Raw genomic sequence first — 26,298 nt, 5'->3', positions numbered from 1 at the left:
GAAGAGTTAGTTGGGGAAGTGATTAAAGAAATTGATCGTACTTTCTGATAGTGAATCAACCATGGAAAGAGTGAATAGTATATTTCTAACGGGTTCACCATTCATTCTAATCTGTGCTCGCACAAGAAATAGCATAAAGAAAGGAGCGGAATCTTTCCGCTCCTTTTATAAGTATATCGCAGATTGGCACACACCATTTGCTGAGAATGATCTTAAAGCAGGTGGGAAATTCGTTTCAAGAATGGAAGCAAAAGATGGTAGTATGGGTTTCGATTTTGGTGGAATCTACGATGAAGTAAAATTACATGAGGGTATTTCTTATACCTTAGGAGATGGAAGAAAAGTAAACATTACCTTTAACGGTCAAAAAAATGAAACCGAAGTAATTGAGACGTTTGACGCTGAAACTACACATCCAATCGAGTTTCAACAACAGGGATGGCAGGCGATTTTAGATAATTTTAAACAATACGTAGAACAAACTAATAAGTAAAATGTAAGCGTCAAATAATGCCCACCTAGTTTTTCAGGTGGGCATTAGTGTATTCTTTATCTAACTTTAACAGGAATCCGGCATTCCTCCTGAATTGTCTGTGACCACGGAAGGAACTGGTCAAGTGCTTCCTGATCATCTAGGTCTATTTGTGGTAAATGTTCAAAGAGATAGGTTAAATAATTCATTGGGTTTAATTGATTCTCTTTGGCCGTTTCGACAATGCTATAGATGGTGGCACTGGCAGTTGCACCCTTCATTGATTGGGCAAATAGCCATGCTTTTCTTTCCATAACGAATGGTTTAATCGAACGTTCTGCTCGGTTATTATCGAGTTCAAGTCGCCCGTCTTTCATAAAAGCAATGAGTTTTGACCATTGGTTTAAACTATAATTGATAGCGACACCTAATTTGCTTTTAGGTGGAACTTGAGGGCGTTTGGATTTTAGCCACGCTAAATAGGCATCCAACACGGGTTGACTGCGTTTTTGACGTTCTTCTTGCCGTTGTTCGGGGCTACAGTTTTCAAATTCCTTTTCTATCTGTTTTTCAACTTTAAATAATTGCGTACAGAATTGAAGACCTTCAGCTGCGAGAGTCGTAGATTTATCTACATTGGCAGGTAAAGATTTGAGCGTTTCGTCATATTTTCTTCTAGCATGCGCCCAACAGACAACCAACTCCACGTCCTTCAAATCATGGTATCCCGCATAACCATCGACATGAAGATATCCCTCAAATCCCTTAAGAAATGCCTTCGGGTGCTTACTGTGGCGCGAAGTTTGATAGTCATATAAGATAATTGGTTCCACATTGTGACTAGATCGGTACAACCACATATAGGACTTGGAATTTGCCGCTTTTCCGGGTTCTGCTAAAACTTGAACTGTTGTTTCGTCTGCGTGCAGACGGTCAAGTTGAAGTAGTAACTCGTGCAAGCGATTGTAAAGCGGTGAGAGCCATTTCGTTGCACCATATACTACCCAGTTGGCAATCGTTTGGCGTGATAGAAAGACACCAAGACGTTCAAATTGTTTTTCAATTCGGTATAAGGGCATCCCTTCTACGTATTTTTGATTCATTATATATGCCATTGAAGAAGGTGATGCAAGACTTTTTGGAAAGACTGCCGCTGGCATTTTAGCTGTGACAATCGGTGTTTCTATTCCTTCCCGCTCACATTGACGGCAGCTGTAAATATGTTGAACGTGTTCAACGACTGTCACTTGAGCGGGAACGATTTTCAATTCGCGTCTCGTTTCTGTGCTCATTTCGTGAACTGTTTCGCCACAACACAAACAGACCTGCTCTTTATCAGGTAAACGATAATGGATCGTTTCCGTAGGCAGGTTTTCAAGTTTCGCATCTCGTTGTCCGATATACTTTTTTCGTTGATAAGTAATCGATTCAAGTGTGGGTTCTTCTATATTTTCATCTACTGACAGTTCAGCCTCGTTGAAGAGGAGAAGTTCGATTTGGTCTGGATTTGATTTTTCACTGGAAGTCCCAAATTTCTTTTGTTGGCTAAGTCGGAACTGTTCTTCCAACCATTTAATTTTTGCCTCTAGGACTTCTTTTTGTTTTTCTAAATCCACATTTTTCGCTGCGAGCTCTTCAATTGTTGCTTGTAGTTCAGTCGTATTTTTTTCCATGAGAATATATTAACACAAAGAGAGAAGACATGGGTTGTCAACTCTCTCTAAATGATAGATTTCGCATCAATCTTTGGATGGGCTTGTTTTTGTTCCATGGGAAGCCCGTCCAGTAACCAATTTAATTGCCGTTGGCTAATTTTTAGCGCACTTGCAGTTTTTTGATTAGGCCAATGGAACAGGCCTTCATCCAAACGGCGGTAGTACAACCAAAACCCATTATGATCCCAGTGCAGGATTTTTAATTTATCCCGTTTACGATTGCAGAAAACAAAGAGATTCGATGAAAAGGGATCTAGTTGAAAACTCAATTGAACAATTGCAGCTAATCCGTCAATCGATTTGCGCAAGTCCGTTGGACCGCAAGCCAAGTAAACTTGATCAATCGGGGATCTACTTAACATGATATTGGAGCATTGTAATCACTTCTTGAAAAAGTGCTCGATTAAAATCATCTTGGATCTCAATAGACACATTGCCTATATGGATACGAAGAGATGCGTTCGGCTCGGAGTGTGAGCTGGATTGATTGAGTGCAACCCATTGTGTTGTAGGTTGTTCATCGAAACTTGATTTTGAAGCAAGTTTTTTCATCCATTGATACATACTTTGAACTCCAATTTCGTTATGGTGACACCATGCTTTCACGTTTGGTTCGCCACTTGCCTTGTAGGCATCAATCCGTTGCTGCCATAGTTGTTTTCGTTCATCTGATGACATGGAAAAATAAAACCTCCTAACATTTGATGTTATTGTGATTATCGCAAAACATCGTAGATGTTAGAAGGTGTGGGTTATTTGACGCTTACAGTAAAATAATAAATGGCGGTATCTGTGGTTATTCAATACCCACAGATACCGCCATTTTTTAAATCAAATATTTATTAATTATGCTAACTACTGAATGCTGTAAATGATGGTATGTTAGAAAATGCCATCTAACTTGTAACGGGTTTGGTTCAGGAGTACAAAATATGAAAAGGTAGTATAAAAGGAATTTATCTAGGTTAAATATTTACATTCTCTGTTTTACTTGCCTGTTTTGCATGTATTTTTTTCATTGCATATCTTGCGATGGGCTGTGCAATCAGTAACTCGATCCAAATTGCCACCCCGAAGTTCCTAAACCAATTGTGAAAGAAGTTTTGAAAAGGCTCGATGCCTATTTTCCACATACCAACCCAAGGTCCTATTATTGACATGCAAACAGATAAGACTGTAACCGTCAAAAAGGTATTCAACAATATGTGGGCATTGAATCCATCCGTTCTAGTTGCGAATGTTGGCATTGCTTTACTAACTATCGGTTCAGCGACCAAAGTTACCAACAACACGATAATAACCCATAGGAGAGGGATAATCCGTAACGTTTCCAAATAATTTCCCGTGTTGAATCCTTGATCCAACATCATAATGATAGGAGCAATGGTGTTTACAGAAATAATCGATATAATCATCATAAATAGTATGCCTTCTCTTGGCGATTGAGGCAGTCGATTTTCTTTATGCATTTTGTTACCCTCCGAAATAAGTTTTCAGATGGTAGACGTATCATGTGACATATATTTTTGGTTGAATGAATTGACCAATATCTCTACACACTGTAATAATCATTTTATCGCATGTTTAGTGCAAAATAGAAGTACATAGTTTTGAAATGAAAAAGTACATAACATTGCAACGTAAGTTTCAATAAAAAAAGGCTTGCCAGCCTCTTCAAACTTCTCTACTGTATTGGTGTCGAATCAAAACCAGTGGAGGTTGAAAGGAATGCTGACAATGCCTGAAATTAATTGTATCAAACTAATGAGAAATCAGAAATCATTATCTATCAACAAGATATCTAAAACCTTAGGAATTAATTGGAGAACTGCTAAAAAGTATGCTGATGGTGATCTATTACCTAAAGAAGCAAAGAGAAAAAGATCGGGAATGATGTATAGAGAAAAATGGGGAGAAATTGTTGGAGATTGGCTTTGGGAAGATCAGAAGCTTAAAAGAAAAGATAGAAGAACTAATAAAGGAATTTTTAAGGCCTTGCAAGAGATGGGATTCGAGGGGTCCTATCGGACTGTTTCAAACTATATTCAAGAATGGCGTGAAGGAAGAGAAGACCTGGAGGATGAAACGAAAGACAAAAGCTATGAGAGACTCATCCATCCCCCTGCTGAGGCACAATTAGATTTCGGATTGATGCAAGCTGTGCAGGATGGAAAATACCGAGATGTTCATTGTTTGGTTATGACGCTTCCTTTTAGTAACAGTGCATTTGCCATCCCATTGCCAGCAGAAAATCAAGAGTGTCTTTTACACGGTATGAAACTTATCTTCGATCAACTTGGTGGTATTCCAAGAACAATCCGTATTGATAACATGAAAACTGCAGTGGTGAAACCAAGGAATAGAAATGAAGAGGCTGCTTTTACCCAAGAATTTTTACAGTTCGCCACTCATTATGGATTTGAACCACAAGCCTGTAATCCATATTCTGGTCACGAAAAAGGAAATGTAGAAAATAAGGTGGGATATGTTCGATATAACTTTATCACTCCGGCCCCTGTTATAGAGGACTTAGACCACTTGACAAAGCTACTGCAAGAGCAACTAACGACAGATCGACAACGTATTCACTATAAGAAGCAAGTTCCGTTACAAGAGTTACTGGAGGAGGAGCATCAATATCTTTTAGCATTACCTGAAGAAGAATATCCAGTATTCAAAGAGGAGAAAACAAAAGCGAATAAGTATGGAGAAATCACGTTAGATAAAACGAAGGTGTATGTTCCAAAAGGATATAATTACAGTCAATTATCCGTAGTGAAGTACTGGGATCGCTTTAAGGTGGTGTCTCCTCACGGAGAGCCGTTATATCAAGACAACCGACCCTATATGCATAAGAATCGCGAGATTCCTTGGCAATCCATCTTGAAAGCATGGTTGAGTAAACCACGGGCAGTAAGCTATTCACGTTATTCAGCTTATTTACCTGGTCGACTCTTTGAATATCTAAACATCTCTAATCTTTCGATTCGCAAAGAGCGTATTCAATGGATTATCGGGCTTTTAGCTACGTATGAAATGAATGAAATCAATAATCAATTCTACGAACTCTTAAGTGGTCAATCGGACGAGTTAAAAGAGCCAGATGCGCATCCCTATAACATTGATTGGAGCAAGTATGATCAGCTTCAGAGTGCTCCTCAGATTGAAGGTGAGGGGAAATGACCCAAGATTTACAGACCATGTGCAAAGCATTGCGCTTAGCGCACGTGCATGATGTTTATTCAGATATCCCATTTGAAAATTCTGCTCAATTTCTTGAAGCTTTATTAAAAAAAGAGCTGCAGTTACGGGAAGAAACGAAAGCCGAGAGATTGATTAAGAAAGCAAGATTTCTGCAAAAGAAGTCCCTTTCGGCATTTCAATGGAATGAACAGATTCATTTTCCCTCTCATATTGATTCGCAAGAATTATGTACGTTAAGTTTCATCAGGCGCAAAGAGAATGTCATTCTAACCGGTGCGCCCGGTACAGGAAAGACTCACTTAGCTACGGCCATTGGTTATGATGCGTGTAAAAGAGGGCTTGAAGTACGATTTTACCGGGTTTCAGATCTAGCAGAAGCATTGGAGAAATCCTGGCAGGAGGGAAAGTCAACGCAGTTTAGAGCGCGTTTTAAAAACGTAGACCTTATCATATTGGATGAAATGGGGTACATACCATTCAATAAGGAAGGGGCAGAACTCCTCTTTCAGCTGATTTCTGACTGGTACGAACAAAAAAGTTTAATCATCACATCAAACTTGGAATTTAGTCAGTGGAATCGCGTTTTTAGCGATTCTAGATTGACTGCAGCATTAGTAGATCGGGTGATACATCATGCCCATATATTGAATTTTACGGGAGATAGTTTTAGAGTAACAAACGCTTTATCACGTCAAAAATAATACTGAAATGAAGGCTGGCAAGCTTATGTATTTTACTTTGCATTCTTCTGCACTTTTATCTTGCAAAACACAATCGCATTCTTAAATGAATACCAGTCTTGTTTTTTTTAAAAATATGTGAGCAAAGTCTTAAATAGTCTTCCTCAATCGGGCGCGTTTACGGAATAATGGCTGGGCTACTATCGGGCCATTTTGTTATATAATATAAATAAGTGGTGAGGGAGAAAAGCTATGTTTAAAAGAAAAATCTACGTGGCACTTTTCACTTCGATTCTTGCCATAATTGGTTTGAATATACTGGAACCAGTGCCTTATCAAGATGGTGGGGTATTCCTTGGAATTGTAGTTTATTCGCTATACATAGTTCCCATAGTTTTCATATACGGAATTTCCCCCTCAGTTATTGCGGATAAATTAAGTGTTAAAGCAAAGAAGTTTCAAGAAGTTATCTCTCTAGGGTTCCACATTTTATTTGGTCTTTTGTTTATAATTCCTTACAGTATTTTTTATGAGTACAAACCTTTTGCAACGTTTAATTTCGTTGAGGTTGTTACGCATCCTATTCCCGTATTATGCTTTGTTTTTTCCGTTGTATTCTTTGTGATTGATAGATTTTTAAGAAAATGGGATAAGTCGGGAGAAACTGCTTACAGCTAACGGGCGCAGATTACTGAATAAATTTAGAAGCATATACTTAGTTGATCGGAGTGGAAGCCGGCGACTCCGGGAGGATCAGCGGGACAGGTGAAACACCTAGCGAGCGAAGCGAGGAGTGTGGTTCACCGCCCGCCCTCCGGAACGCGTCCGGCTGCAGCGCAGATCAACGGGTTGCAACCATTATCTCCGTTATCGGGCGCGATTGCAGCATATGATTTATTCGCACTCACTTAGTTGATCGGAGCGGAAGCCGGCGACTCTGGGAGGATCAGAGGGACAGGTGAAACACCCTGCGAGCGAAGCGAGGAGTGTGGTTCACCGCCCGCCCTCCAGAAAGCGTCCGGCTGCAGCGCAGATCAACGAGTTCCAACCGTTATCCCATCTATGGGCTATTTAACCGAATAACTCTTGGTGAAATGAATCCAATTTGTGAAAGGTGTTGTATTGGGAATGAGTAGTGCGAACACAGATGTTTTCAAGCAAGTTATTAAGAAACTCTGCGAAGTCAACAATATTTCGTCCAGAAAACCTGCATTTGAAACCATTGACAACATAGTGGTTATTAGTGTGAAAAATAATTTGAAAGATGGAGTCGAGTTAGATTGCTTTCATATTTTAAATTTAATCTACCAAATAATTACACCGTTAGGAATAAAATTTAATCAGCAATTATATCTGTATCCGAATTCAAAAAGAGTCGCTAGGATAACTGTAACTTTTAAAAAAGAGGACTATGATGTATTAAATATGAGATTGGAGAACGGTAACGTAGATGGCTGAAAAACTTTCTGCGATCTTTATCAACAAAGTCTTATAAAGCAATCGGGCGTTATTGTCGCATACGCTTTTTGTATTCACTTAGTTGATCGGAACGGAAACAGGCGACTGGGAGGATCAGAGGGACAGGTGAAACACCTTGCGAGCGAAGCGAGGGGTGTGGTCCACCGCCCTCCCTCCAGAAAGCGTCCGGCTGCAGCGCAGATCAACGGTTTCAAACCACTATCTAGCTATCGGGCGCGAAGATCACATAAGATTATCCCATAAACTGGGGATTGTATAGAACTGAGGAATGTAAATGAAGTTATTTAAACGAATGAATAAAATAGAACTATTACATAGTAAAAGAGCAGCATTACTTGGCTTCTTTACATATATGCTCATAACAGCCATTAATTATTTCTCTTACCTGTTAATCAACAAAGATTTATTCTCGCCGCCTATCATCTTCTGGAGCGGAATAGCCGTATTCTTTGGATATGATACATTTTTGAATCTAAAAGAAAAAAGGGGGGACCAAGATTCAGACGGCTGAATATATCCTTGCTGTATAAAAGATCTATAGCAGCTGTATAATTCTCGAAATAAAATTAATGAATCCATGCTGATTCAGCAATTGGCCAAGTAATGCAGAAAGAGGTTATTCCCTCACAATTGACACGATCAGCCCAATGGTATATAATTATCTCGAATTCGAGATAAAAAGGAGTAAATCATGGATACTAAAAATACAGAACTATACGAAGAGGATTTGTCCCTAAAAGCATTTATCGTATTAACCCGTGCGTTGCAATCCATTAAAGCGCGCGTGGAAGAAGATATAAAACAATTCAAGTTAAATCCTACAGAGTTCGCTGTGCTGGAATTAGTTTACAGCAAAGGCGATCAGCCGATTCAAAAAATTGGTGAGAAGGTATTGATTGCGAGCAGCAGTATCACCTATGTCGTGGATAAGTTAGAAAAGAAAAAGTTGGTAAAAAGAAAACCTTGTCCAAAAGACCGGCGTGTAACCCATGCTTCTATAACAGCAGAAGGGACCGAACTAATGGATGAAGTCTTTCCTAAGCACAAAAAAGCGATAAAAGAAATTTTTGGCGGGCTGGATATAAAAGAAAAAGAACAGCTCATTGAACAGCTGAAAAAACTGGGTTACCATGCACAAAACATGTGATTTTCGAAGATGTATGGAGTGGGCAATACGTTCAGAAGCTGTCAAAAGAGGTGTTAGCGGAAAGTCTATGGCAATTAACCGTTATCATCAAATGAAAACCGCGTAAAACCGAAGTTTTTATAACTTGGTTTTACGCGGTTTTTTTGAATTCAAGTACCGCTATTTATCTTACTGCCTGTGCTTTCAATTGAAATCCCTTCAAATATCTTGGATGAATTGAAATAGTGCAAGGCATTTTTAGTTACTCCCATTGTTCACGCTGAAGATCTTCAGCAATGAGCTGCAAATCATCCGCAGTAATTGTCAGTAATTCATAATTTGATGTGTCAGCTAATTGTTCAGCCATCTTCTTGAGGAATTTTGGCGAGCCTTCATTATCTTCGTCATACAGAAGTAATAAAGCATCGGAGTTCCGGAGCAAAAACTTGTTTTTCTCTACGAACTGCCAAGGTGCTTCATATGGTTTGTTTGTCAGACTTACTGTGTAATCAGCAAGAGCCAATATTTGTTCGTAGGTTTCCTGTTTTGTTTCGTTCCATTTTGCCTGCTGATCAAGAAACGGAGTAATGACAGCGTATTGTAAATGAGGATAATCTTCCTGCAGTTCCCAGACGCATTCAATCACCCACGTCTCCACGCCCAGCTGACCGCTGACGATGACCCATTCGAGTCCTTGATCGAGAAGCGGCAGAAGCTGGTCGGTCAATGCTTTCTTAATAATCGGAATACCCGGATGCTGGTCATTAAAAATTCCTAATTCATGGGCTTTATAACCGCTCACAAGCAGACGTTTCATCATTTCTGCCCGTCGATTGCCGCCTGCGCGAGCTTGGTGATGGTCATATCATCCATCGGGGGATTATGAAGGCCCGCACGCACATCACGATAATAACGCTGAAGCGGGTTGGATAACTCTAAACTCTTTGCACCAACAATACGCATTGCGAGATTAACGATTTCAATTGCGCTGTTCGTCACGATAGACTTAGCCACGCCCAATTCATTTTGCAAATGAACCCGGCGGGCCGGATTATCATAGATGCCGGCGATATCATACAGCAAATGGCGCGCTTTAATCAATTCCAGGTCCATTTTACCGATCTGCGTCTGGATACTGAAAAGGGATGCGATAGGTTCGTTCAGGCTGTTTGGCTGATAAGTTGAGGCAAACTGCACTGCATAATCACGCGCTGCCTGTGCGATGCCTAAGTAGCAGGAAGGGATATGTAAAATCCACCCGTTTTGCTTATCACCGCGCGGCGCGTCATTTACTTCCACCAGCTGATCAGGCGCAGCTTTTACTTGGTCCAGCACAAGTGTCTGGCTCTCTGTGCCGCGCATGGAAATCATGTGCCACGTTTCTTTAATAGAGAGACCTTCAGATTCGCGCGGGAGCAAAAAGAAGCCGACTTTCTGCTTTTCTTCAATCCAAACGGATACTAAGATATGAGTGAGAGCCGGTGCCATTGTTGTGAACGTTTTTTCACCTGTAATGACCCACCCGTCTGCTGTGCGCACTGCGTTTGTCTGCGGGCGGCCGCCGCGTGTCGGACTGCCGGTCTGTGCTTCGGTCACGGAACGGTTGACCAGAGCGCCTTGCTGAATGGCTTCACTGAATTGGGTCAATTGTTCTTCTGTCCATTTGCGGCTTTCATACAGTTCACCGACGACGCCCTGGTGCCAGCCAATCGCCAGTGCAGTGGCGCTGTCGAAACGTGCAATAGTCTCCTGAAATAAAACCATGTCCGTCACTGTAATGCCTGCCCCTCCGAATTCTTTTGGGAGTGTAAGCGCGGTATAGCCCATTTCTACAAGCTTTTTAATATTTTCTTTTGGGAATTTGGAGAGCCTGTCAGATTGTTCTGAGAAGCTGCTGAAAAACGGACCTGCCTCAGTCAATTCATTGACCCATCGGCGTTGAAAGTCCGTTGTGATAAAAAGTTCTGTCGACACGAGAAACACGTCCTAACTACTTCAGTCTTCTGTTACGTTTATATGCTGTTGCATGACAGATATATGTAAATGCGCAATAGCCCTTGAACATTTTCTTCAAGAGTCATGAAGTTCTAGTATACTAGAAAAACAATAAAATTACCATTCTGACGAAAGAAAAAAGTTATTGTAATATGCTGCTGAAAAGTATAGAAAAATGAAAAAGGAAACGGCAAGCGGTATTCGGCTTATTTTCAGGAGTTCTGTCAATACGGAGGAACAGAAGGGTCAAGACTGTCGATTTTGATCTAGAGCAAATTAGAAGAGTGTTCATTATTCTATCGTAACTTCAAAAAATAATTAAATGGACACACCTTAAAGTGGTGTCTTTGTAACCACGTAATATAATGAATTAATCGCTAGATAAGAACTATTGATCTATTTATTCGGGAGTCGATGGGAAATTCATAAAGGATATGCGTAAAGTTACATTTTTTATCTAATTGAGGAATGTCCTGTCCGAATATAAAAGTATTGGAGTATAATTGACGAGGGTTAGAAGTGTTGATATACACTTCAGTTGAATAAGGGGGATGGGCATTGTGAAGTTTACGGTAGGAAAAAAGCTGTGGCTTGGATTTATGAGTATTGTCATTATTATGATTGTCATTGGAACAGTGGGATTTTTGGCGATTAAGAAAGTTAATGAACAATACACTTTTTTAATCGAAGATCGGATGCATAAAGTGATATTACTCGAGCGGCAGAAAAGTGATCAGAATGACCTTGTGAAAAACATCAGGGGATACATGTTATATGGTTCTGAATCATACATAAATGAACTGAAGGAAATCAGTCAGCGTACGCATGAAAGATTAGACGAATTGGATATCATTCTCAATAGCAGTAAGATGAAAGAATTGCTATCTGAAACCCATGATGCTACAGAAGAATATGAAAAAGTATTGCAAAACATTATAGACGAAACAAAGGCAGGCAATGATGAACAGGCACTCAAAACGGGAACAAACGGCACTGCTTTCCAAGAAGTAATTTCCAAGAATCTTGACGCAATGATTAATTTTCAGCGTGAACAGCAAGAACAACTTGAGAAAGATGTAGCCAGTTATACAAGTTCCGCTGTCCTTATGATGGGTATATTGATTTTAATAGGAATTATTGCCAGCGTCGCGATAACAATTATCATCAGCGGTTTGATCAGACGCCCTGTCACGCAGATGACGAATGCGCTGGCAGAAGTGTCAGAAGGTAATTTTTCCATTGAGGAAGTAAAGATTAAAAATCGCGATGAAATCGGTGATATGTCTGTTGCGCTGAACCGAATGGTTGGAGATTTGCGCGGCATTATCGATCGTGCGAAACATTCCGCTTTGCAGCTTGCTGCGCAGTCAGAAGAGCTGTCAGCCAGTGCCGAAGAAAGTTTAGCTGCTTCAGAAATGGTGGCGGAAATTTCCGAGAAGAACTTGCAGACGAGTGAATCACAAGCGAATATCGTCAATCAATCCACTGTCTCAATGGGAGAGATGGTGACAGCGATTGACGTTATCACACATGACAATGAGGAAATGCTGAACTCATCTGAAGACGTCGCACGACTGGTGAAGGAAGGCTCTTCATTAATGGGTGAGACGAAGGATCAGATGACAAACATCAGTCAAACGATCGGTGATTCAATGGAAACAATCAATCAAATGGCAAAACATACGGAAAATATACGGAACGTTACATCGATGATTACTGCGATTGCTGAACAAACGAATCTGTTAGCGCTTAATGCTGCAATTGAAGCGGCTCGTGCAGGCGAGCATGGGAAAGGCTTTGCAGTTGTAGCCGAAGAAGTACGAAACCTTGCCGAACAGTCCAAACAATCTACACAAGAAATTGGCAGAATGATCGACACTATTATTGAAGATGTCACTAAAGTAGTGTCGAGCACTGGAGAAGGAAGAAAGCGTGTAGATGAAGGATTGGCTTTAACAGAAAAGACTAATTCTATTTTCATGGATATTGAACATGCGACATCAGATGTCAGTGAAAAAGTATCAACTGTTTCTGCAGCCATCGAAGAAATTCGGGCGATGACCGATGAAGTGACGGATGGAGCAAGACAAGTGGAAGAATTGGCCGTTCAGGCAGCAGCTGAAGCTCAATCTACAAGTGCGGCAACTGAACAGCAGCTGGCGGCCAACGAGGAAATTACATCCAGTTCCCAAACGCTTGCTCAACTGGCGGAAGAGCTGCAACATGATATGGGACGTTTTCAAGTGTGAGGACTAGGGAAAGAGCTGACTGCGATTATGCAGTCAGCTCTTTTTTAATGGAAAACGGGCGAACTCTTCATAGGAAGGCTGTTCATTTGGGTGAATCCTGAATAACGTAAATTCTTCTATTAACACAGGCACTGGGTCAATGAGCTTTTTTTCTAACTGCATCTTTTCTTTAGTCTTTCGTTTTTTCGCTATCGTAATATGCGGAACGAACCGGTCATCTCTTTCCAGCTCGAGTATCTTTTCCGTCCGCCTTGCAATCTGTGATTGTAAATCGCAAAGTGCGCTGGAGGATTGAACAGATAAATAGACGACGCGCGGTCCGGTAGATGATCCGAAAAATGATAGTCCTTTGACATACACTGTAAAGGATGTATGAGACTGTGAAATTTTACGCAAGGAAGACGTTAGCCATGATATTTTGGCTTCATCGAGTTCCCCAATATAGCGCATGGTCATGTGCAAATCTTTTTCGTGGGGAAGTACTTTGTATTTGTCATGCAGTTGGTATTCGCTGCGTAATTGCCTGACAACCCCGTGAATCGGATGAGAGATAGAGATGCCGATAAAATAATGTTGTGCCAATTCCAGCTCACCTCCTAATGAATAGTTTCCCTTACATTCAGAAAAATATGCCTGGAATGATAAAATAATTAACATATAGTGCATAGGACAGGGAACGGACTGACAAATCTCTTTGGTAATGTGTATAATAGAAGTGGGATATAACTGAACTATGAAAAACGAGAGAGGGGCTGTGCATATGATTAAAACGCTGATTTTTGATCTGGATGACACATTGATCTGGGATGCAAAAAGTATTTCAACAGCATTTCAGAAAACGTGCGAGTATGCAACTAAGAAAACTGGCGTCAACCCGGTTGAGCTTGAACGTGCTGTACGTCAAGAAGCAAGAGAACTGTATGCTACATATGAAACATATCCACATACGCAAAACATTGGAATCAATCCTTTTGAAGGGCTTTGGGGTGTTTTTGACGATGAGGGAGAAGAGTTTCAGAAGATGAAACAAATCGTTCCAGGTTACCAAAAAGACGCCTGGATCAGGGGTCTCAAGAAGTTGGGTATTGATGATGAAGCGTTCGGCAGGGAACTTGCAGAGGTGTTTCCGAGAGAGCGAAAGAACAGCCCGTATATATATGAAGAAACGTTTGAAGTGCTGGATCAGTTAAAAGAAAATTATCAATTGATTTTGCTGACAAACGGCTCGCCGAGTCTGCAGCAAATCAAGTTAACGATTTCACCTGAGATTCCTCTGTATTTTGATCATATCGTAGTTTCAGGCGCATTTGGAAAAGGAAAACCAGATGCAGCTATATTCCGGCATGTACTGGAATTATGCGGAATACAGGCTGATGAAGCACTGATGATCGGTGATAATCTGATGACCGATATCTTGGGATCGAGCCGTGTTGACATGAAAAATGTTTGGATAAATCGTGAAAATAAGCCGGCAAGCGACGAAGTGATACCGACATACGAAATTGATAATTTAAAAGGCCTGTTCCCGATATTGGATACATTAAAAAACCGATGAGAAAATTTCTCATCGGTTTTCATTCTGCTATACTGGATTCAGGCGGTTCATACAGACAGGAGGTGCGGCATGCTGGAGTATTGCTTGGTTTTTCTTGGGGCTGCGATTCCTTGGATTGAAATTATGATCGTCATTCCTTTAGGTATATTAAGAGGTTTGTCGCCTATGTGGGTGATGATTCTTTCGTTTGCAGGTAATATGCTGACCGTTCTTCTTTTAATTATCGGTTTCCAGCAGGTTAAAGACTGGATTGACCGCAGGAATCAGAAGAAAGGGAAAAGTGAATCGAAACGCCAATTACGCGGCGAACAAATTATGAATAAATATGGATTACCTGTTTTAGCGCTCGCCGGACCCATATTAATTGGCACGCATATAGCCGCTTTCATAGGATTGGTTTTTGGCGCAAAAAAGTTGAATACAGCCGTCTGGTCGGCAATCAGTATCGCCCTCTGGTGCCTGTTATTTGGCATTTTGACTGCGATGGGTTTCGACTTCTTTGTTAATCCCGCATAAAAATCCAGCTGATATAATCATCAGCTGGATTTTTCGTTCTTATAAATCGATTGCTTTCGCATCGTGGATATTTTGAACTTCTTTGATTCGTTTAATGGAAGCAGATTCTACATGATAATCAACCGTCAGCATCATGATTGCGTCTCCGCCTTCAGTGGAACGTCCGACCTGCATCGCTGCAATATTAATATCTTCTTCAGCGAGAAGGGTACCTACGCGTCCGATAGCGCCAGGCTGGTCAATGTGACGGATAAACAATAAGTGGCCTTTTGGAATCGCATCAACTACATAATCGTCTACTTTCACGATGCGTGGTCCAAGACCGTTCAGAAGTGTGCCTGCTACTTTACGGACACCTTTAGCAGTCACGATTTCAACAGTGATCAAGTTCATGAAACCTCTGCCAGTAGTAGTTTTCTGCTCATTCACTTTAATGCCGTAGCGGTCAGCAAGCACTTTTGCATTGACGTCATTGACAGTTTCACCGAGATTACGCTTCAAAAGACCTTTGACAGTATTACGAGTCAGTGCACGTACATCGTAGTTTGCCAATTCGCCCGCATACTGAATGTTGATCTCATCGATAACTGAATTTTGGATTTGAGATAAGAACATTCCAAGCTTCTCTGTCAAGTCGAAGAAAGGTTCGATTTTCGCCAATACATCACGGGATACAGATGGCAGGTTGACCGGGTTACGGACAGAACCGATTGTCAGGAAGTTCACAACGTCGCGGCTGACATCAACTGCTACAGATTCCTGTGCTTCAAATGTGCTTGCTCCTAGGTGAGGCGTTGCAATTACTTGAGGCAATGTAAGCAATTTATGATCCAAGAATGGCTCTTCTTCGAATACGTCCAATGCCGCTCCGGCTACTTTACCTGCAACGATTGCGTCATAAAGTGCATCTTCGTCAATGATTCCGCCGCGTGCACAGTTAATAATTTGTACGCCGTCTTTCATTTTTTCGAATGCCTCTTTATTGATCATTCTGCGGGTTTCTTTCAATAATGGTGTGTGAACTGTGATGAAGTCCGCAGCTGTCAAGACTTCATCCACTGTTCCGATTTCAATGCCAAGCTTTTTAGCAATGTCTTCGGTCAGGAATGGGTCGTAAGCTATTACATTCATGCGCTGGCCTTTTGCACGTCTGGCAACTTCAGCACCGATTCGGCCAAGTCCGATGATACCCAATGTTTTATTTTTTAATTCAACACCAAGGAAAGATTTTCTGTCCCACTTATTGTTTTTCAGTGAGTTGAATGCCTGAGGAATCTTGCGTGCCATTGACATCATCATTGCAACTGTATGTTCAGCCGCAGAGTTTGTGTTGCCGTCCGGTGCATTTACTACGATGATTCCTTTTTCAGTAGCTGCATCTAAATCGATATTATCAACACCTACACCTGCGCGACCGATGATTTTTAACTGATCAGATGCTTCCAATAATTCTTTTGTCACGGTAGTTTGACTGCGCACCAAAAGTGCATCGAAACCTTTGATGCGTTCTTTTAACTGATCTGGAGTTAAGTCTGTTTCAACTACAATTTCAAAACCTTCTGCCTGCCGTAGTGGGAAAATTCCATCCTCGCTGAGTGGGTCACTGATAAGTACTTTAAAAGCCATGTTAATCATTCTCTCCTTCGATTGTTATTGTGGTTTTTTGTTTGGTATTTCATATGATTGACCATTTATGTATGTTTCGCGCTATCCCCCCTACAGGTAAATTAAAAAAAGCCTTCCATCCCTTACTTATACGTAAGGGGCGAAAAGCTCTATAAACTAACGCGGTACCACCCTTTTTTGCTGCATAAGCAGCCTTCATTCAGCATGCGTAACGTGCATGTGACGGACCAGCCTACTATAGTTCAGCCAATCAATTCGGAAGTGCCTCCAACCTGGGAATCTGCTGATTTTCACCAATGCATCAGCTCTCTGGGAAATTCTTTTCAGGAAGGTTTATCTTCGTCGAAATTGTTTTGCATCTATTAAATTAGAACTAATCATAACACGTCAAAAACTATTGTCAATTACTTTTCAAGAAAATATGAAAAACACGTAAATACGAACGTAATTATTGAAATATTTGTGAACGTTCGGTTATGGCTGTTGTTTTATCCGAAATCATCAGTAATTAAAAAAAGTAGCGGTAAATCGCATAAGTCGTCTAATGACAAGAAGTTGCGAAAAACGTGTATAGTGAAGCCTGTACTATTCAATAAAGGAGAGTCGGAAAATGAAAAAGCTAGAATCCATGGAGCAATTTGAGCAACTTAAAACAGAAGAACGAGTGATTTTTTTGTTCACCGCTGATTGGTGCCCTGACTGCCGGGTGATTGAACCATTCTTACCTGCATTGGAAACGGAATTCGCCGAATATCAATTTATCTCTGTAGACCGCGACGACTTCATTGATCTTTGCAGCCAGCTTGATATATTCGGAATCCCGAGCTTCGTTGCATTCAGTGAAGGCAAAGAAACTGGCCGATTTGTCAGTAAAAACCGTAAAACAAAAGAAGAGATCGAAGAGTTTATTAATAGTTTAACGTAATATAGCACGGAGTTTTAACGGGCTGACACATGTCGATATGCGGTAAGACCGAAGTGCTGACAGTCTGCTCAACGCTGAAAACTCATCAAAAAACTGAAGACAAGCTCCTGATTACTGGAGTTTGTCTTCAGTCTCAAACTGTCTCATCACTGAGACGGTTTTTTATTACGTGAAATCTTTCAGCTGTTCCAAAAGGATTTTGGCGCCTTGCGGACTGATGAAAAAGCCGTTTGATAACTCTTTATTTTCGTCCAGTACTTCACCAGTAATGAAACAAGCTCTATTGACTTGGTATTTTCTCAGAATAATCCGGTCATCCTCTGCGAAAATCTCGATAGGGTCTCCCTTATCAATCAGCAAAGAATTTCGAAGTTCTTTTGGAATCACAATTCTGCCGAGATGATCAACTTTACGAACAATGCCTAAAGACTTCATAAGCTCCGCCCCCGGGAAAAGTAGTTAGTAGTATCTATTATACACTAACGGACGCTGTCTACAATTTATGAAACTCGAATGCGCAGAAAAATTTGAAAATTAAACTATACAATTTATTTATTAATGCTATAATAGTCAATAATTAAATATTTCTTATCAAGAGAAGCTGAGGGATTTGGCCTGATGAAGCTTCAGCAACCTCTGTGCAGACAGGAAGGTGCTACCTCCAACAAGATTGTTGTCTTGAGAGATAAGAACGGTGAACGGCAAACCCTGATTTCTTATCTTTAGAAAAAAGGGTTTTTTTATATGGAAATACTAATGAGAAAAGGTCAAGGAGGAATTGGAATGCCAATTAATATACCGAAACATCTGCCGGCAGGAGAGTTATTGAAGAAAGAGAAAATTTTTATTATGGACGAAGAACGTGCGGTCGCACAGGATATCCGTCCGATAAATATTCTGATATTAAATTTAATGCCTGAAAAAGAAAAAACGGAACTGCAGTTGCTCCGTTTGCTGGGAAATACTCCTTTGCAAGTAAATGTTACATTCTTGAATACAGCTACGTATGTTTCCAAAAATGTCAGCCAGAATCATCTGGAAACGTTTTATACGACATTTGAACATGTGAAACACCGCCGTTTTGACGGCATGATTATAACTGGCGCACCAGTCGAACTGATGGAATTTGAAGATGTTGTCTATTGGAAAGAGTTAGAGGAAATTATGGATTGGACGAAAACGAATGTTACTTCCGTCCTGCATATATGCTGGGGCGCACAAGCGGCACTTTATCATCACTACGGTATTAACAAGTTTGAATTGCCAAAGAAATGTTTCGGTGTGTTTTCACATGATATTACTGATGCGACGGTGAATCTCGCCCGCGGATTTAATGACGTTTACGTGGCACCGCATTCCCGTCACACAGGTGTTTCATTGGAAGAAATTAAAAAACATCCTGATTTGACTTTGCTTTCAGCTTCTGAAGATGCGGGTGCATTTATTGTGATTTCCAAGGATTCTAAACATATTATGGTGACGGGTCATTTAGAATATGATGCCCATACGCTGGCAGAAGAATATGCACGGGATGTACAAAAGGGAGCGGACATTGACGTTCCAGAAAACTATTTCCCGAATGATGACCCGACAAAAGAACCGAAAAACACATGGCGTTCACACACGCATTTATTGTTCTCAAATTGGCTCAATTATTATGTATACCAAAAAACGCCATATGTCTGGAATTAAAAGGCGCGGTGAATAGATGCTTCTAGTTTGCACATACTCCGACTAGTGGAGGTGTATGTTGTGAACATTGATGAATTTTGGGAATTGGCTTTTTGGGAGATGACGCTGCGTACAGTCATTTCATTTGTCGTGCTGCTCATTTTGGCACGATTTATGGGGAAGAAGCAAGTGTCCCAGCTGACATTTTTTCATTATGTGACAGGCATCACGATCGGTTCGATTGCAGCCGATTTGGCAGGAGAGTCTGAAACTCCATTTTTGAACGGACTGTATGGCATGATCTTATGGGCATTGCTGACAATTTTAGCTAATTTTTTATCGTTTAAATCCATTAAGCTCCGTGTGCTGCTTGACGACAAGCCGATGATTGTCATTCAAAATGGGAAAATTATCGAAGGTTCTTTGCGAAAATTACGGTTAAGTTTTAATGATTTGAATATGATGCTGCGTGAGCAATCAGTATTTTCCGTGAAAGACGTCAATTTTGCTATTTTTGAAACAAACGGCAATTTAAGCGTCCTGCTGAAAGCGGGTGAAGAACCTGCCACGAAGAAAGATGTAAAAGCAGCTGTCACGCCGCCGAAATATATTCCAACAGAAATTATTACGGACGGCAAAGTAGAAGAGAAGAATATGCGTGAATTGAAACTGACCGACGTCTGGCTGACAGAGCAGCTAAAAAAGCAAGGCATATCCAAACCTGAACATGTATTTTATGCGGAAATTCAGACAGACGGCAGTTTATATATCAATTCATTAAAGTCGCCATAATGAGAAGGGCCCTGATCTTACATCAGAGCTCTTCTTTTTTATAAAATCTCCCAGTTCCGTTTCTTTGCAACAGCTCTGAGTTTCTCGTCAGGACGAACAGCCACGGGATGCCCGACCTGCTCCAGGACGGGCAGATCCGAAATGCTGTCCCCGTAAGCGAAGCTGCCGGCCCAGTCGACGCTCTCTCCTCGCAGGGCATAATTGATTTGCTCGGTTTTTCTTGTGCCCTGAATATGTAAAAACGGCTGATCCATTGCGATATGTTCTCCAGTTGACGGGATGTCCGTACCGATGATTGTATCGAATGTCAAATGACTGGTAACTGCAGTTAAAAAAGGTGTATATGCACCTGAAACGAGTAACACGCGGTAACCTTCTTTGCGGTGTTTTGCCAGGCGGCTGACGACTTGCTCATTAAAGTCCGCCATCATGACGTCCTGCATGCCGGTGAAAAACCCTTTTAGCTCCGTAAGTGTTAATGATTCGAGTGCCTGCAGATAGAGCATCATGGAACGTTCTTTCATTTTGCTTTCAGGAAGAATATTTAATTTATACCGGATATAAAGCGGCAGGATGGAACGATAAAATTTCCCATAGTATTTTTTGTGGACCGGATGTTTTTTTAATTGATCCATCAATAATTTAAACGTTTCTTCTTTGTACAATGTACCGTCAAAATCAAAAATCGCAACTTTCATAGTAGCACCCCTTTAGCTGTATTTCTCACTACAGTATACAAATATAATGTACAGGAAAGCAAAAAAGCAGATGGAGTAATGACTCCACCTGCTGAAACAGAACGGTTATTGAAGGTTTTTGGGCATGGCTGGCTGACCTTGAAATGGGGCGAATGAATTCAATAGCATCTGCATATCATGCGTATTCAGCTGCGGCACTTGGTAATACTGATGCTTGTTTTGATAAATCGCCAATTCATAGGCCATTTCAATACAGTTCGCTACAGAATCGGCAAGTACCCGGCGGACAACAGGGTTACATACTTCCAATGAAGCGGCTGTCTTGCCTGTCGCGCCTTCCTTGGCAGCCCCAAGCAAGAACCCGGATATGATCTCATCAGTGATTTCACTTGTGGAGTGGATTGGCTTGGAAGGGGCTTTTTCCTTTATGCCGTAGACAAAGTCGCTGCCTGCCTTCATTTGGTAACGCTGGGTCGGATGAGAAGGGTCTTTGCCTGATTTGAAGCATTCGACGGTAATATTGTATTCGTCCAGCATAAACCGGTATTGGCGGTCCAGAATATCCAGAAGTTCGGGGTCCTGTACATGAGGACGCAGAATCATTGATTGATTCAAAGCTCCCACTGCTGCATTTAGAACTTCATGAACATCAAATAATTCATGACCGCCATGATTCATCGATGGGGGAACCTGTTCGCCCTGCATGTTTTGAGATGTTTCGAATTGATTTGTCAACTACATTTCCTCCTTCAATTGTCGTTTGCATCGAGGATAGTATGTGAAGCAAAGATGAACGTATACACATAATCAATCGATTGGTTAATTCATGCATAGCGGGCAGTATGTGATCATATTATTGGGGTAGAACTAGAGAAGGGTAGTGGAGTTCATGCAGATTCATGTAGTTTCACAAGGGGAGAGCTTATACAAAATCGGTAAAATATACGGCGTTCCGTACGAGCAAATTGCGGAAGCGAATGAATTAGAAAGCGACACGCGACTTGCAGTGGGACAAGCGCTTGTCATTCCGATTGTCGGCTCATATTATTGGGTGCGGCCGGGAGACAGTCTGTATTTGATTGCCCAGCGATTCGGATTAACCGTCGCACGACTAGCGGAAATTAATTCGATTAATCCTTCCTCACGATTGATGATCGGTCAGCGGCTGTACATCCCTCAGGAAGTCAAAACGCCAATTGACTCGTTACTGTATGTAGAACCGAGAACCCCGGTCAGTCAGGACATGCTGGCTGAAGTGCGCAGACGCGTGGATGGACTGACTTATTTGGCGATGTTCAGTTATGAAGTCCAGCGGGACGGCTCACTGAAGGCGCCCAGTCTGGCAGATATTCCGGCTATCGCCAGCAATGCAGGGGCTGTAAATATGATGGTGCTAAGCAATCTTGAGAATTTTTCGTTCAGTGCAGAATTGGGGCATGTCCTATTCACTGATCTTGAAGCACAGAACCGGATGATTCAAAATGCTATAAAAATCGCCAAAGAAGTCGGCTATAATGATATTCATTTCGATTTTGAATTACTGTTCCCTGAAGACAGAGAATTATATAACCAGTTATTGCGTAATGCACGGGACCAGATTCACAAAGCTGGTCTTACACTTTCTACAGCGCTGGCCCCAAAGGCAGGAGAAGTGACGACAGGAATATATGGCGCGCATGATTATAAAGCACATGGAGAGATTGTGGATTTCGTTACACTGATGACCTACGAATGGGGTTACACATACAGTGCACCGCAAGCCGTCAGCCCCATTGGACCGGTTTCAAAAGTTGTAGAATATGCAGTGAGTCAGATCCCGCGGGAGAAAATTTTTTTAGGCCAGAATTTATATGGGTATGATTGGTCTGCTCCGTTTGGTCAGCCGGACAGTAAAGCTGCCGCGGCGCTCAGTCCCAGAGCAGCGACTAACTTGGCAATCGAGGTAAACGCGGCAATAGAATATGATGCGCTGGCGCAGGCACCGCATTTTACGTACTACGATGCAGAAGGCACACAACATGAAGTATGGTTTGAAGATGCAAGGAGCATTAATGCGAAATTTAATCTGTTAAAACAATTTAGACTGCGCGGCATCATGTACTGGAAACTCGGACTTGCGTTTCCGCAAAACTGGCTGCTGCTTGAAGATCGGTTCACTGTGCGAAAACGGTAAAAACTGAGGCATTGCATCACGCATTATCTGTATGCAGTTAAAATAATGCGCTTTTGACGGATACAATGTTTTACAGAACAAGAGCCTTTCCTGAAATCAGGAAAGGCTCTGTGATACGTTTTTTATTCATTCGTTAATACTTTCATTGCGTTTTGGAACATTTCCATGTCTGGATTTACGAGTAAAGCAGGTAGGAAAGCAAATGTCATGATTAGCAGTAAGTTTGCTCCTAAAAATGAGCGGAATGTATGAGATTTCTTTGTCATGGCGCTTCGCCTCTTTCTTTTCGTAGTAGTTCCCACGCGTTCGGAAACCTATTCAAATCAATAGTTCAACACCAATTGTTTGAATAGTTTAATAATACACTATATTCAATGAAGTGTAAATGAAAATAATCAAGAGAGTACATAAAATTGACACAAAAGTTAAATGGAAATAGAGAAATTAGAAAAAAATCTTGTAACTTGCTCTGTTTTCAGTAATAATATTGAAATACAAAGAAATATTGCGAACAATTAAAATTCAATTTATTAAGCAGGATTTATTCTTTTCATAAACTAACACTAGTGTTTCTGAAGAAATAGGATAGAGAGAGTGAGCGACTAGTCGCTCATGAACGCATAACGAACAACTTGGAAAGGGATGATTGCAGATGACAAAGATTGGTGAAGTAGATTATAACAATCGTAAACGAGCAAATGATTACGTTCATGAAGTATATGAACTGGTAAAGAAAAGAAATCCAGATGAAAAGGAATTTTTACAGGCAACAAGAGAAATATTCGATTCCCTTCGTCCGGTCTTTGCCAAGCATCCCGAATTTATGTCAAACGGTATTCTTGAGCGCATTACAGAACCTGAACGAATCATTTCATTCCGCGTAGCTTGGGAAGATGATAAAGGGAAAGTTCACGTCAATAGAGGTTTCCGCGTTCAATTCAACAGCGATCTTGGACCTTATAAAGGCGGATTGCGTTTTCACCCATCCGTCAATAACAGTATTATGAAATTCCTGGCTTTCGAGCAAATATTCAAAAATGCCTTAACCGGACAGCCGATAGGCGCAGGTAAAGGCGGCTCGGACTTCGATCCAAAAGGAAAGTCAGATCGTGAAATCATGCGTTTTACACAAAGCTTCATGACGGAACTGAGCAGACATATCGGTCCGGATATTGACGTGCCGGCAGGAGATATCGGTGTGGGCAAACGTGAAATCGGCTATTTATTTGGCCAGTATAATCGTATTAAAGGCGGCTATGAGGCCGGTATCCTTACAGGAAAGAATCCGGATCACGGCGGCAGCTTGGGCCGGAAAGAAGCGACGGGCTATGGTACGGTGTATTTCGTGGATGAGATGCTGAAAGAAAACGGACTTTCATTTGAAGGCCAGACAGTTGTCGTGTCAGGTTCAGGAAATGTTTCGACGTATGCAATGGAAAAAGCTATGCAGCTTGGTGCAAAGGTCGTTGCGTGCAGTGATTCTGACGGTTATATTTATGATAAAAACGGCATTGATCTGGATCTGGTGAAAGAACTGAAAGAAGTCGGCAATAAACGGATTTGGGAATATACAAAAGAGCATTTAGAAGCAGAATACCATGCGGATTGCACAGCAATTTGGTCAATCCCTTGTGATATTGCACTTCCATGTGCGACACAAAATGAAATTGATGAAATTGCAGCGCATATGCTGATCGCTAATGGAGTTAAAGCGGTTGGGGAAGGTGCGAATATGCCTTGTACAATTGAAGCCATTGAAATATTCCAAGAGCACAATGTATTATTTGCTCCTGCAAAAGCTGCCAATGCGGGCGGTGTTGCTGTTTCAGCGATGGAAATGTCTCAAAACAGCCAGCGACTGTCGTGGTCAGAAGAGCAAGTAGATATGCACCTGAAAGAAGTCATGCAGAATATTTACAGAGACTGCAAGAATGCAGCAAATGATTACGGCAAGCCAGGCAATTTAGTCATGGGCGCCAATGTGGCGGGCTTCCTTCGTGTAGCTGACGCAATGGTTGCACACGGCATTAGATAATTGAAGAAAAACAGACACATTTTATTATCATGTGTCTGTTTTTTTTATTCTTTTCTATTGTTTTTTACATAAAATGTGGTATTATAAAAATACATCAACTTGAATAAACATACACACGCTTGCGTGAAAGGGGACGTACCCATGGAAAAGAAAAAAGTTGTTTTAGCCTATTCAGGCGGTTTAGACACATCAGTTGCGATTCAATGGTTAACGGAGCAAGGATATAACGTAGTAGCGGTTTGCCTGGATGTCGGAGAAGGTAAAGATCTCGAATTCATCAAGGAAAAAGCGCTCACGGTTGGCGCGGTCAGCAGCTATGTTATTGATGCTCGAGAAGAATTCGCACAGGATTTCGTCCTTCTTTCTTTGCAGGCTCAAACGTATTATGAAAATAAATACCCGCTCGTTTCTGCGTTATCGCGTCCGCTTATCTCTAAGAAGTTAGTCGAGATCGCACATAAAGAGCACGCAACGGCTGTTGCACATGGCTGCACAGGAAAAGGAAATGACCAAGTCCGTTTTGAAGTGGCGATTAAATCACTTGACCCTTCATTGGAAGTTATAGCGCCTGTCCGTTCATGGAGCTGGTCACGTGAGGAAGAAATTCATTATGCACAGCAGCATAATATTCCTATCCCAATTGATCTGGACAATCCATACTCAGTGGATCAAAATTTATGGGGACGTGCCAATGAATGCGGAATTCTGGAAGATCCTTGGGCTACACCGCCGGAAGATGCATTTGGTTTAACTGTATCTATTGAAAATGCGCCGGATACCGCTGATATCATTGAGATCGGTTTCGAGCAAGGTGTCCCTGTTACGATTGACGGAGAAAAGTATTCGCTCAGTGAATTGATTACGAAGCTGAATGAAATCGCAGGCAAACATGGCGTTGGACGTATTGATCATGTGGAAAATCGTCTCGTCGGTATTAAATCGCGTGAAGTGTATGAAGCGCCAGGCGCTATCACATTACTGAAAGCCCATAAAGAGCTGGAAGATTTGACGCTCGTAAAAGAATTAGCGCACTTTAAACCAATCATTTCGCAAAAGCTAGGGGAATTAATCTATAACGGATTATGGTTCTCGCCGCTCCGCAATGCACTGGAAGCGTTCATCAAAGAAACGCAGCAGTACGTTACTGGCACAGTGCGCATAAAGCTGTTTAAAGGCCATGCGCTGGTTGAAGGAAGAAAATCACCGAATTCATTATATGATGAAAAACTTGCAACATACACGTCTGATGACGAGTTCGATCAGGCCGCGGCAGTCGGCTTCATCAAACTATGGGGATTGCCGACTGAAGTTCACAGCATGGTTAATAAAAAACAACTTATCAAACAATCCTAAGAAAATAGAAAAGAGCAGCGCGGCCAAAAGCTTC

At 41.4% G+C, this 26,298-nt stretch carries 28 protein-coding genes, 1 riboswitch and 1 other annotated feature; of the genes, 16 read left to right on the top strand and 12 right to left on the bottom strand.

The genetic code is table 11. The annotated features are described in order from the left end of the window. Positions 1-31 precede the first annotated feature (31 nt). Positions 32-493 (top strand): SRPBCC domain-containing protein, encoded by a 462-nt coding sequence (locus SporoP37_RS03745; RefSeq protein ID WP_231293286.1) that lies wholly within the window; start codon positions 32-34, stop codon positions 491-493. A gap of 56 nt (positions 494-549) precedes the next feature. On the opposite strand, the gene tnpC is transcribed toward SporoP37_RS03745, so the two are convergent. From tnpC to SporoP37_RS03725, 4 genes are all read right to left on the bottom strand, one after another. After that, complete coding sequence (gene tnpC, locus SporoP37_RS03740) at positions 550-2,145, bottom strand: IS66 family transposase (RefSeq protein ID WP_085430304.1); 1,596 nt, start codon at positions 2,143-2,145, stop codon at positions 550-552. Between the two features lie 47 nt (positions 2,146-2,192). Beyond that, positions 2,193-2,549 carry an IS66 family insertion sequence element accessory protein TnpB gene (gene tnpB, locus SporoP37_RS03735; protein WP_081242389.1) on the bottom strand — a complete coding sequence of 119 codons (357 nt, stop codon included), beginning with the start codon at positions 2,547-2,549 and terminating at the stop codon, positions 2,193-2,195. After that, positions 2,539-2,865, bottom strand: a complete 327-nt coding sequence (tnpA, locus tag SporoP37_RS03730; RefSeq protein WP_081242388.1) for an IS66 family insertion sequence element accessory protein TnpA — start codon at positions 2,863-2,865, stop codon at positions 2,539-2,541. The genes tnpB and tnpA overlap by 11 nt, the downstream gene beginning before the upstream one ends. A 287-nt stretch (positions 2,866-3,152) precedes the next feature. After that, positions 3,153-3,656 (bottom strand): DUF2798 domain-containing protein, encoded by a 504-nt coding sequence (locus tag SporoP37_RS03725; protein WP_085430303.1) that lies wholly within the window; start codon positions 3,654-3,656, stop codon positions 3,153-3,155. A gap of 295 nt (positions 3,657-3,951) precedes the next feature. Here SporoP37_RS03725 and istA point away from each other — a divergent pair, with 295 nt between their 5' ends. From istA to SporoP37_RS03695, 6 genes are all read left to right on the top strand, one after another. Beyond that, positions 3,952-5,370, top strand: coding sequence for an IS21 family transposase (gene istA, locus SporoP37_RS03720; protein ID WP_335696860.1), 1,419 nt, complete (start codon positions 3,952-3,954; stop codon positions 5,368-5,370). Then, positions 5,367-6,092, top strand: a complete 726-nt coding sequence (gene istB / locus SporoP37_RS03715; RefSeq protein WP_085430033.1) for an IS21-like element helper ATPase IstB — start codon at positions 5,367-5,369, stop codon at positions 6,090-6,092. The genes istA and istB overlap by 4 nt, the downstream gene beginning before the upstream one ends. Before the next feature lie 231 nt (positions 6,093-6,323). Continuing rightward, positions 6,324-6,749, top strand: coding sequence for a hypothetical protein (locus SporoP37_RS03710; RefSeq protein WP_085430302.1), 426 nt, complete (start codon positions 6,324-6,326; stop codon positions 6,747-6,749). A 429-nt stretch (positions 6,750-7,178) separates the two neighbouring features. Beyond that, positions 7,179-7,529 (top strand): hypothetical protein, encoded by a 351-nt coding sequence (locus tag SporoP37_RS03705; RefSeq protein WP_157118614.1) that lies wholly within the window; start codon positions 7,179-7,181, stop codon positions 7,527-7,529. A gap of 313 nt (positions 7,530-7,842) precedes the next feature. Further along, positions 7,843-8,061 carry a hypothetical protein gene (locus tag SporoP37_RS03700; RefSeq protein WP_232329800.1) on the top strand — a complete coding sequence of 73 codons (219 nt, stop codon included), beginning with the start codon at positions 7,843-7,845 and terminating at the stop codon, positions 8,059-8,061. 180 nt (positions 8,062-8,241) lie between these two features. Continuing rightward, positions 8,242-8,697: a MarR family winged helix-turn-helix transcriptional regulator gene (locus SporoP37_RS03695; protein ID WP_081242383.1), complete on the top strand. Its 456-nt coding sequence runs from the start codon at positions 8,242-8,244 to the stop codon at positions 8,695-8,697. A 241-nt stretch (positions 8,698-8,938) separates the two neighbouring features. Here SporoP37_RS03695 and SporoP37_RS03690 read toward each other — a convergent pair whose 3' ends face one another. Together SporoP37_RS03690 and SporoP37_RS03685 are read right to left on the bottom strand one after the other, a co-directional pair. Continuing rightward, complete coding sequence (locus tag SporoP37_RS03690; protein ID WP_081242382.1) at positions 8,939-9,496, bottom strand: SLOG family protein; 558 nt, start codon at positions 9,494-9,496, stop codon at positions 8,939-8,941. Continuing rightward, a complete protein-coding gene (locus SporoP37_RS03685; protein WP_081242381.1) occupies positions 9,493-10,650 on the bottom strand; it encodes an acyl-CoA dehydrogenase family protein in 1,158 nt (385 codons plus the stop codon). The genes SporoP37_RS03690 and SporoP37_RS03685 overlap by 4 nt, the downstream gene beginning before the upstream one ends. A gap of 581 nt (positions 10,651-11,231) precedes the next feature. On the opposite strand from SporoP37_RS03685, the gene SporoP37_RS03680 reads away from it, so the two are divergent. Then, positions 11,232-12,920: a methyl-accepting chemotaxis protein gene (locus tag SporoP37_RS03680; protein WP_158233640.1), complete on the top strand. Its 1,689-nt coding sequence runs from the start codon at positions 11,232-11,234 to the stop codon at positions 12,918-12,920. Between the two features lie 33 nt (positions 12,921-12,953). Here SporoP37_RS03680 and thpR read toward each other — a convergent pair whose 3' ends face one another. Then, complete coding sequence (thpR, locus tag SporoP37_RS03675; RefSeq protein WP_158233641.1) at positions 12,954-13,502, bottom strand: RNA 2',3'-cyclic phosphodiesterase; 549 nt, start codon at positions 13,500-13,502, stop codon at positions 12,954-12,956. Positions 13,503-13,680: 178 nt separating this feature from the next. Here thpR and SporoP37_RS03670 point away from each other — a divergent pair, with 178 nt between their 5' ends. Together SporoP37_RS03670 and SporoP37_RS03665 are read left to right on the top strand one after the other, a co-directional pair. Next, complete coding sequence (locus tag SporoP37_RS03670) at positions 13,681-14,475, top strand: HAD family hydrolase (protein WP_081242378.1); 795 nt, start codon at positions 13,681-13,683, stop codon at positions 14,473-14,475. Positions 14,476-14,544: 69 nt separating this feature from the next. After that, complete coding sequence (locus SporoP37_RS03665; protein WP_081242377.1) at positions 14,545-14,991, top strand: small multi-drug export protein; 447 nt, start codon at positions 14,545-14,547, stop codon at positions 14,989-14,991. 39 nt (positions 14,992-15,030) lie between these two features. Here SporoP37_RS03665 and serA read toward each other — a convergent pair whose 3' ends face one another. Continuing rightward, positions 15,031-16,617, bottom strand: coding sequence for a phosphoglycerate dehydrogenase (gene serA, locus SporoP37_RS03660; RefSeq protein WP_081242376.1), 1,587 nt, complete (start codon positions 16,615-16,617; stop codon positions 15,031-15,033). 132 nt (positions 16,618-16,749) lie between these two features. Further along, positions 16,750-16,972 (bottom strand) — a binding site (T-box leader). Positions 16,973-17,227: 255 nt separating this feature from the next. Here serA and SporoP37_RS03655 point away from each other — a divergent pair. Then, positions 17,228-17,542, top strand: a complete 315-nt coding sequence (locus SporoP37_RS03655) for a thioredoxin family protein (RefSeq protein WP_081242375.1) — start codon at positions 17,228-17,230, stop codon at positions 17,540-17,542. A 165-nt stretch (positions 17,543-17,707) separates the two neighbouring features. Here SporoP37_RS03655 and SporoP37_RS03650 read toward each other — a convergent pair whose 3' ends face one another. Further along, positions 17,708-17,977: an AbrB/MazE/SpoVT family DNA-binding domain-containing protein gene (locus tag SporoP37_RS03650; RefSeq protein WP_085430299.1), complete on the bottom strand. Its 270-nt coding sequence runs from the start codon at positions 17,975-17,977 to the stop codon at positions 17,708-17,710. A 150-nt stretch (positions 17,978-18,127) separates the two neighbouring features. Next, positions 18,128-18,234, top strand: a riboswitch (SAM riboswitch). Positions 18,235-18,325: 91 nt separating this feature from the next. Between SporoP37_RS03650 and metA the strand changes: the two genes are divergently transcribed. After that, complete coding sequence (gene metA, locus SporoP37_RS03645; protein WP_085430298.1) at positions 18,326-19,234, top strand: homoserine O-acetyltransferase MetA; 909 nt, start codon at positions 18,326-18,328, stop codon at positions 19,232-19,234. A 66-nt stretch (positions 19,235-19,300) separates the two neighbouring features. After that, positions 19,301-20,005, top strand: coding sequence for a YetF domain-containing protein (locus SporoP37_RS03640; RefSeq protein ID WP_369821963.1), 705 nt, complete (start codon positions 19,301-19,303; stop codon positions 20,003-20,005). Between the two features lie 38 nt (positions 20,006-20,043). On the opposite strand, the gene SporoP37_RS03635 is transcribed toward SporoP37_RS03640, so the two are convergent. Together SporoP37_RS03635 and SporoP37_RS03630 are read right to left on the bottom strand one after the other, a co-directional pair. Continuing rightward, positions 20,044-20,703 carry an HAD family hydrolase gene (locus tag SporoP37_RS03635; RefSeq protein ID WP_085430297.1) on the bottom strand — a complete coding sequence of 220 codons (660 nt, stop codon included), beginning with the start codon at positions 20,701-20,703 and terminating at the stop codon, positions 20,044-20,046. Between the two features lie 105 nt (positions 20,704-20,808). Continuing rightward, positions 20,809-21,408 (bottom strand): spore coat protein, encoded by a 600-nt coding sequence (locus tag SporoP37_RS03630; RefSeq protein ID WP_099662771.1) that lies wholly within the window; start codon positions 21,406-21,408, stop codon positions 20,809-20,811. Between the two features lie 184 nt (positions 21,409-21,592). Here SporoP37_RS03630 and SporoP37_RS03625 point away from each other — a divergent pair, with 184 nt between their 5' ends. Beyond that, a complete protein-coding gene (locus tag SporoP37_RS03625; RefSeq protein ID WP_081242371.1) occupies positions 21,593-22,876 on the top strand; it encodes a glycoside hydrolase family 18 protein in 1,284 nt (427 codons plus the stop codon). A 122-nt stretch (positions 22,877-22,998) separates the two neighbouring features. On the opposite strand, the gene SporoP37_RS17220 is transcribed toward SporoP37_RS03625, so the two are convergent. Next, positions 22,999-23,142, bottom strand: a complete 144-nt coding sequence (locus tag SporoP37_RS17220) for a hypothetical protein (protein ID WP_196796838.1) — start codon at positions 23,140-23,142, stop codon at positions 22,999-23,001. Positions 23,143-23,528: 386 nt separating this feature from the next. Between SporoP37_RS17220 and gdhA the strand changes: the two genes are divergently transcribed. Both gdhA and SporoP37_RS03615 read left to right on the top strand, forming a co-directional pair. Continuing rightward, positions 23,529-24,911 carry an NADP-specific glutamate dehydrogenase gene (gdhA, locus tag SporoP37_RS03620; protein WP_081242370.1) on the top strand — a complete coding sequence of 461 codons (1,383 nt, stop codon included), beginning with the start codon at positions 23,529-23,531 and terminating at the stop codon, positions 24,909-24,911. 141 nt (positions 24,912-25,052) lie between these two features. Next, positions 25,053-26,264 carry an argininosuccinate synthase gene (locus SporoP37_RS03615; RefSeq protein WP_085430296.1) on the top strand — a complete coding sequence of 404 codons (1,212 nt, stop codon included), beginning with the start codon at positions 25,053-25,055 and terminating at the stop codon, positions 26,262-26,264. Positions 26,265-26,298 lie beyond the last annotated feature (34 nt).

Source organism: Sporosarcina sp. P37 (genome assembly GCF_002109365.1).
GTDB lineage: Bacteria > Bacillota > Bacilli > Bacillales_A > Planococcaceae > Sporosarcina.
The sequence above is the reverse complement of the archived record's forward strand: the minus strand, read 5'-3'. Positions and strand labels throughout refer to the sequence as shown.

What these genes read in the sequence shown, in the direction of transcription:
- serA (WP_081242376.1), bottom strand. Translation starts at nt 16,617, where the DNA reads ATGGCTTTTAAAGTACTTATCAGTGACCCACTCAGCGAGGATGGAATT.
- SporoP37_RS03725 (WP_085430303.1), bottom strand. Translation starts at nt 3,656, where the DNA reads ATGCATAAAGAAAATCGACTGCCTCAATCGCCAAGAGAAGGCATACTA.
- SporoP37_RS03655 (WP_081242375.1), top strand. Translation starts at nt 17,228, where the DNA reads ATGAAAAAGCTAGAATCCATGGAGCAATTTGAGCAACTTAAAACAGAA.
- SporoP37_RS03670 (WP_081242378.1), top strand. Translation starts at nt 13,681, where the DNA reads ATGATTAAAACGCTGATTTTTGATCTGGATGACACATTGATCTGGGAT.
- SporoP37_RS03710 (WP_085430302.1), top strand. Translation starts at nt 6,324, where the DNA reads ATGTTTAAAAGAAAAATCTACGTGGCACTTTTCACTTCGATTCTTGCC.
- SporoP37_RS03650 (WP_085430299.1), bottom strand. Translation starts at nt 17,977, where the DNA reads ATGAAGTCTTTAGGCATTGTTCGTAAAGTTGATCATCTCGGCAGAATT.
- metA (WP_085430298.1), top strand. Translation starts at nt 18,326, where the DNA reads ATGCCAATTAATATACCGAAACATCTGCCGGCAGGAGAGTTATTGAAG.
- SporoP37_RS03615 (WP_085430296.1), top strand. Translation starts at nt 25,053, where the DNA reads ATGGAAAAGAAAAAAGTTGTTTTAGCCTATTCAGGCGGTTTAGACACA.
- SporoP37_RS03625 (WP_081242371.1), top strand. Translation starts at nt 21,593, where the DNA reads ATGCAGATTCATGTAGTTTCACAAGGGGAGAGCTTATACAAAATCGGT.
- SporoP37_RS17220 (WP_196796838.1), bottom strand. Translation starts at nt 23,142, where the DNA reads ATGACAAAGAAATCTCATACATTCCGCTCATTTTTAGGAGCAAACTTA.
- istA (WP_335696860.1), top strand. Translation starts at nt 3,952, where the DNA reads ATGAGAAATCAGAAATCATTATCTATCAACAAGATATCTAAAACCTTA.
- SporoP37_RS03695 (WP_081242383.1), top strand. Translation starts at nt 8,242, where the DNA reads ATGGATACTAAAAATACAGAACTATACGAAGAGGATTTGTCCCTAAAA.
- istB (WP_085430033.1), top strand. Translation starts at nt 5,367, where the DNA reads ATGACCCAAGATTTACAGACCATGTGCAAAGCATTGCGCTTAGCGCAC.
- SporoP37_RS03690 (WP_081242382.1), bottom strand. Translation starts at nt 9,496, where the DNA reads ATGATGAAACGTCTGCTTGTGAGCGGTTATAAAGCCCATGAATTAGGA.
- tnpA (WP_081242388.1), bottom strand. Translation starts at nt 2,865, where the DNA reads ATGTCATCAGATGAACGAAAACAACTATGGCAGCAACGGATTGATGCC.
- tnpB (WP_081242389.1), bottom strand. Translation starts at nt 2,549, where the DNA reads ATGTTAAGTAGATCCCCGATTGATCAAGTTTACTTGGCTTGCGGTCCA.
- SporoP37_RS03635 (WP_085430297.1), bottom strand. Translation starts at nt 20,703, where the DNA reads ATGAAAGTTGCGATTTTTGATTTTGACGGTACATTGTACAAAGAAGAA.
- tnpC (WP_085430304.1), bottom strand. Translation starts at nt 2,145, where the DNA reads ATGGAAAAAAATACGACTGAACTACAAGCAACAATTGAAGAGCTCGCA.
- gdhA (WP_081242370.1), top strand. Translation starts at nt 23,529, where the DNA reads ATGACAAAGATTGGTGAAGTAGATTATAACAATCGTAAACGAGCAAAT.
- SporoP37_RS03665 (WP_081242377.1), top strand. Translation starts at nt 14,545, where the DNA reads ATGCTGGAGTATTGCTTGGTTTTTCTTGGGGCTGCGATTCCTTGGATT.
- SporoP37_RS03700 (WP_232329800.1), top strand. Translation starts at nt 7,843, where the DNA reads ATGAATAAAATAGAACTATTACATAGTAAAAGAGCAGCATTACTTGGC.
- SporoP37_RS03630 (WP_099662771.1), bottom strand. Translation starts at nt 21,408, where the DNA reads ATGCAGGGCGAACAGGTTCCCCCATCGATGAATCATGGCGGTCATGAA.